Origin of the sequence: Thermotoga sp. (assembly GCF_021162145.1) — a bacterium.
In the GTDB taxonomy this organism is placed as follows: domain Bacteria; phylum Thermotogota; class Thermotogae; order Thermotogales; family Thermotogaceae; genus Thermotoga.
This window is the reverse complement of record NZ_JAGGZH010000002.1, coordinates 1-5782: the sequence shown is the minus strand read 5'-3', so window position 1 is coordinate 5782 and position 5782 is coordinate 1. Positions and strand designations below refer to the sequence as shown.

The 5782-nt window shown below is 48.3% G+C and carries 6 protein-coding genes and 1 pseudogene; all 7 read right to left on the bottom strand.

All coding sequences use genetic code 11. The features are described 5' to 3' along the window. A partial coding sequence (locus tag J7K79_RS00120; protein WP_296903817.1) for an ABC transporter permease occupies positions 1 to 761 on the bottom strand: 761 nt, incomplete at its 3' end. Beyond that, positions 751 to 1344 carry a dTMP kinase gene (tmk, locus tag J7K79_RS00115; protein ID WP_296903814.1) on the bottom strand — a complete coding sequence of 198 codons (594 nt, stop codon included), beginning with the start codon at positions 1342 to 1344 and terminating at the stop codon, positions 751 to 753. The genes J7K79_RS00120 and tmk, both read right to left, overlap by 11 nt. A gap of 43 nt (positions 1345 to 1387) precedes the next feature. Then, positions 1388 to 1657, bottom strand: a pseudogene (locus J7K79_RS00110) (CPBP family intramembrane glutamic endopeptidase); the annotation flags it as partial. Positions 1658 to 1927: 270 nt separating this feature from the next. Continuing rightward, entirely contained in the window at positions 1928 to 2869 is a 942-nt protein-coding gene (gene argF / locus J7K79_RS00105; protein ID WP_296903812.1) for an ornithine carbamoyltransferase, read from the bottom strand. Positions 2870 to 2872: 3 nt separating this feature from the next. Next, a complete protein-coding gene (locus tag J7K79_RS00100; protein WP_296903810.1) occupies positions 2873 to 4066 on the bottom strand; it encodes an adenylosuccinate synthase in 1194 nt (397 codons plus the stop codon). Positions 4067 to 4071: 5 nt separating this feature from the next. Continuing rightward, entirely contained in the window at positions 4072 to 5331 is a 1260-nt protein-coding gene (purB, locus tag J7K79_RS00095) for an adenylosuccinate lyase (protein ID WP_296903818.1), read from the bottom strand. Further along, positions 5216 to 5782: hypothetical protein (locus tag J7K79_RS00090; RefSeq protein WP_296903808.1), on the bottom strand; the 567-nt coding region annotated here is incomplete at its 5' end. The genes purB and J7K79_RS00090, both read right to left, overlap by 116 nt.

Genomic DNA, 5782 nt, shown 5'->3' with positions numbered 1-5782 from the left:
GCAAAACTCATGTTACTTTCGGTGAGAATCCTTATGAGTACGTATGCCATCATCGAGACAGACACACCAAGGACGGTGTAAGCAACGATCTTCCCCAAGGCGTACTCCCACCACGGAAGGTTGTACACGAGAAACATCTCATGGAGGTTCTTCTCTCTGTCCAAAAAAGTAGAGACGCACGCCAGGGAGACCGTTATCAGGATTCCAGTGAAGAATATGATGAACGGTGAAACAAGATCGGAGAATCTGAGGGTGGAATCCTTCAATGCCAACCTGGGAACGGGATACTCCGACTCGGTGAAGATGTACTTCAGAACCTTTGGATCGAAAAAGGCGCTTCCCTGAAAGTCTTCGAGGATGGAATCCAGAACGTTGTAAATAGCGGCGGCCAGGTGAAGATCGACGGGACTCGGTATGAAGATCATCCGAGTTGGCTGTTTGGCGTAGAGCTTTACTGCAAACCCCTTTGGTATGACGATAACCGCATTGAGTTTCCCTTCTTTCAGGAGTTCTTCGTAATCTTTCCCGACTTTGACGATGTTTTCCTGCCTCAGAATGGTGCCGATGAACCTCATGATGAGAGAAGACCAGATACTGTTGTCTTCGTTGTATATCCCCAGTTTCATTGATTGAAGGTTGTAGCTCTGCATGAAAAAAAGAGAAATCAACACCACCAGTACCGGTGTGATGGCGATCGTTATGAGGGACATTCTTCTTTTGAAGATCCTCTTTAGTTCGATCAGTGCCAGTTTAATTATCAAACTTCCACCTTCTTTCGATCTCTTTCACCACCATCTTGTGTATCTCCTCCGCGGTTCTGTTTCCATCGAGTACCACGATCCTTTCCGGATGTTCCTCTGCCAGGAGAAGATATCCCTTTCTCACCCGTTCCAGGAACTCCTTCTTTTCAAAACGATTCAATTCCCCTTTCCTCTTGAGAGCCGTTCCCACATCTACATCGATGTAGAAGGTCACATCGGGCATCAATCCATCCGTCGCAAAGGTGTTCAGCTTTTCAACAGCTTCCTTTCCGATGTTTCTTCCGAACCCCTGGTACGCAACACTGGAATCCACGTACCGGTCGAGCACAACGAAGTATCCTCTGGCAAGATAGTGTTTGATGTCCTCTACAAGAAGGTTTCTTGAAGCGAGGAACAGGAGGAGTTCAGCTTTGGGTGTCACCTCTTCTCTCATCAGAATCTCCCTGATCTTCTCCCCTATCTTCGTCCCTCCCGGCTCTCTTCTCAGGATCACCTTCTGACCCTTCTTTTCTAGGTATCGAACCAGCAGATTCGCCTGTGTGCTCTTCCCACATCCATCTATCCCTTCGAAACTCACGAGCATTCCTTCCCCTCCTGGTCATCAGTATAAAAGCCACGAGATTGTTTGTCGTATGATAGAGAACAGCCGGGAACAGCGAACCACTGGTGACGACGCTGTGAGCGAAGACGAGTGCCACGACGAACCTGTAAACCAGGTTGATCAGAAAGAACTTCTCAAATCCCACGATTACGTTGAAAAGGTGAAGAAACGAAAATATGAAGGCGTTCACCCACACGTTGTTTTCGTTCAGCTCCAAAAGGACTCCCCTGAAGAAGAGTTCTTCGGAAAATGGAGAGATGAACGCCACGGAGATCATCACAGCGAACCAGTTCATGAACGAAGGAAATCTCGCTCCACCGTTTTTCATGAAAAACACGTTCACGAAGAGAAGCACAAGAAACCAATGAAGATCGGCAAAGCTCACTCTGAACGATGGTGTATATCGAAACGCTGCACACGTCGTTACAGCACCAGCCAGCCCGAGCAAGGATTGAAAGAAGATGGCCCTCTCAAAGCGTCTTATCTTGAAAAGGTTTATCGAGAACATGAACAACAGGTATATCGCAAGTGCGATGATAGAGTACAGAAAATTCATCTGTTCACCTCACAGCAGAGTGGCTATCATGATGGCTTTTATTGTGTGTTTTCTGTTTTCCGCTTCGTCCCACACTCTGCTCTGTTTCCCTTCTATCACCTCGTAGGTCACTTCCTGCCCCTTCACAGCGGGTAGACAATGCATGAAGATCGTCTCCGATTTCCCAGTGAGAGCCATCGCTTTCTCGTTCACCTGGTAAGGTTTCAAAAGTGAGATTTTTTCCTTCGCTCTATCTTCCTCCCCCATGGATGCCCACACATCCGTGTAGACCACGTCCGCCCCTTTTAATGCCTCCTCTGGGTTGGACGTAAACGACACACTGCCTCCCGTCTCTTTCGCTATCTTTTCACATTTTTTGTATATCTCTGGTCTTGGTCTCAGTTCATCTGGACCACACGCCACGAAATCCATCCCCATCTTCGAGCAGGCGATCATGAGGGATGTCGCCACGTTGTTTCTGGTGTCACCCATGAAGACGACCTTTATTCCCTTGAATCCTCCAAAGTTTTCTTCTATCGTCATCAGATCAGCAAGCGCCTGTGTGGGATGAAATTTGTCCGTGAGGCCATTGTAAACAGGTACACCGGAGTACTTTGCAAGCGTCTCTACCGTCTCCTGCTTGTAACCACGAAACATGATAGCATCTACCATCCTTCCAAGAACGCGAGCGGTGTCTTCAAGGGACTCCTTCGTACCGAGGTGTATATCGTTCGGTGATAGAAAGATGGGATGCCCTCCCTCCTCCGCGAAGGCAGCTTCGAAGGCAAGCCTTGTTCTCGTGGAACGCTTTTCGAAAATCATGGCGAGTGTCATGCCTCTGAACCTCTCCAATTTCAATCTGGAGCGACTCTCCATTTTCACCTGTTTGGCAATATCAAGCAGGTATCTGATTTCTTCCGTAGAGAAATCGAGAAGCGTCAAAAGGGACCTTCCCTTCAAATTGAAAGACATCTCTCACACCTCCACGATATCTTCGAGCCTTTCACCCGTGGATATGTACTTTATCGGTTTCCCTGTTTCCTTTTCTATGAAGTTCACGAAGCGATCGAACTCTCTACTTTCGAGTGATTTCCAACCATCGAAAACTTCGTACACAGGTTCTTTCTTTTCTAGGTCCCTAAGAGAAAGCAGTTCCTTACCGTCTTTGTATCTCACGCAGACCTTCACCTTTTCAAAACCGTTCAACACGTCTGCTTTTGTCATAACGAGCGTGTCAACGCTGGCTACCTCTATGGCGTAGTTGAGAAGCGGAAGATCAAGCCATCCACATCTTCTCGGTCGACCCGTGGTGGATCCGTACTCGTGTCCCGCTCTCCTCAGCGTTTCTCCTTCATCTCCGAAGAGTTCCGTTGGAAACGGTCCTTCCCCCACCCTCGTCGTGTACGCCTTGAAAACGCCGATCGTTTCGTCTACTTTCACCGGAAAACCCATACCTGCACTCACACCTGACGAGGAGCAGTTCATACTTGTAACGTACGGGTAGGTTCCCACGTCGAGATCGAGAAGAACCCCCTGTGTGCCCTCGAAAAGCACGTTTTTGCCTTCAAGGGTCCTTTTCATTTGAAGAGAAGAAACCACGAAACCTTTTATAGTGTTGTAGAACTCCAGAAGATCGTCCAGTGCTTTCTCAACATCGAAGGTAAGGTTGTAGAAACTTTTCAGGGAGAGGTTCTTCTTCAGAAGAGCCCTGACCCTTTTCTCATCGTGAAGTTCGGCGATCCTCACGTTCGCCCTCATGACCCTGTCGGCACATGCAGGGCCGATTCCCCTCTTCGTGGTGCCTATCTTCAACACCTCGTCTACTTTTCTGTCCACCTCTTTGTGTACGGGAAGGACTATGTGTGCGTTCTCCGAGACGAGAATCTCCCCCGAGTATCCGGGAAACCTTTCCCTCAACTCAACCAGTTCTTCTCTGAACACCTGGGGATCGAGTAGAACGCCATTTCCTATGGCTATTCCCACGTTTCTGATGAAGTCCGCAGATGGAAGCAGGTGATGAATCACTTTAAAGGAACCATAGTTCACAGTATGGCCGGCGTTGGCACCTCCGGAGAATCTCGCCACGACATCGTGATATCTGGAGAGGTACGTCACAACCTTTCCTTTTCCTTCGTCTCCCCACTGGAGTCCCACGACAACACGGTTCATTCGCTTCACTCCTTTTCGAAACGCCCGAATATCCGGTCTACATATCTCAGATAATAGGATGTATCGAAGAGTTCCCTCAACTCCTCTTCAGTAACAAGTTCCCTCACGTCCTCGTCTTCGAGCAGGTGTTCGAGGAAGTGTTTTTCGGAGTACCATGTCTTCAGGGCGTTTCTCTGAACTATGTCGTACGCTTCTTTCCTCGTCAATCCTTTCTCTATGAGTTTCAGGAGGACTCTCTGGGAGAAAACGAGCCCTTTTGTGAGATTCACGTTTTTCTTCATCCTGTCTTCGTTCACTTTCATGTCCCTGATCACTTTCGTTGTGGTGTCTATCATGTAGTAAAGGGTCTGCGTGGCATCTGGAAAGATGTACCTCTCGACGGAGGAGTGAGAAATATCTCTTTCATGCCAGAGAGCAACGTTCTCTAAGGCGGGTTCTACAAAGGCCCGCATCATCCTTGAAAGTCCCGTCAACCGCTCACAGGTGATGGGATTTTTCTTGTGTGGCATGGCACTCGATCCTCTCTGACCTTCTTTAAAGGGCTCCTCAACTTCGAGTACTTCTGTTCTCTGAAGGTGTCTTATCTCAACGGCAATTCTCTCAATCCCGGCTGCTATGATTCCCAGTGTGGCCAGATAGTAAGCGTGTCTGTCGCGCGGAACCACCTGGGTTGAAACGAGTTCTACCTTGAGACCAAGGTAAGAAAGAGCTCTTTCTTCAACTTCGGGAGGCACATTCGCATAATTCCCAACGGCTCCACTTATCTTTCCGTAAGAAACCTCTTCGATTGCTTTCTCAAGGCGAAGGATGTTCCTTCTCATCTCCGAATACCAGCCGAGTACCTTCAATCCAAAGGAGGTGGGCTCTGCATGTACACCGTGCGTTCTTCCAATTGTGGGAGTGTACCTGTATTTGTTTGCTGTGTTCCAAAGTGCATCGCAGAGCTCTTCCAGGGCATCAAGCAGGATCTTCCCAGCATTGACGAGTGCCAGGGAGTTGGCAGTGTCCAGAACGTCCGAAGAGGTGAGGCCGTAGTGGAAGAACCTAGAATCTTCTCCGATCATCGTTCCAATTCCTTCTACGAAGGCCACGACGTCGTGGTTCGTCCTTTCCTCTATTTTCTTGAAGAGTTCCACATCTATTCTGGCCTTATTCCTTACCCTCTCCGTTACTCCTTTCGGAATCATTCCCAGTTCCTCGTAAGCTTTCATCACCGCCAGTTCCACTTCCAGCCACCTTCCGTACTTCGCTTCCTCCGTCCACAGCTCCTTCATCGGGGACAACGCGTATCTCTCTACCATCTTGCTCCCTCCTGAAGATGTCTCTCAGAAATATGAGTGTCACAACAGGAAAAACAAGATAAGAAGCTCCCGGATATTTGATGCTCGCTACCTTCCACAAAGACAGGGAAACGAAAATCCAAAAGATCGCCATGAACACTAGATTTGTTGTTTTCTTCTTCATAAAACCGGAGACGGCCAGGAAGATAAAAGACACCCCCAGGTACATCTCGGCTAGATCGTAGCTTACACCCTTCACATATTCGAACACTTCGAGGATCAGAAGAAAGATAAGGCTGATGTAGAAGATGTTTCTGTTTTTCCCCTTCTTGTCTGAGAGAAAAAACAGGGAAACCGCGGGAACGAGGATTGAGAGCAAAATGCTGTCCTTCCAGGAAAAAGCAGCAAAGATCAGGGAAAGTGCAAGTCCCAACAT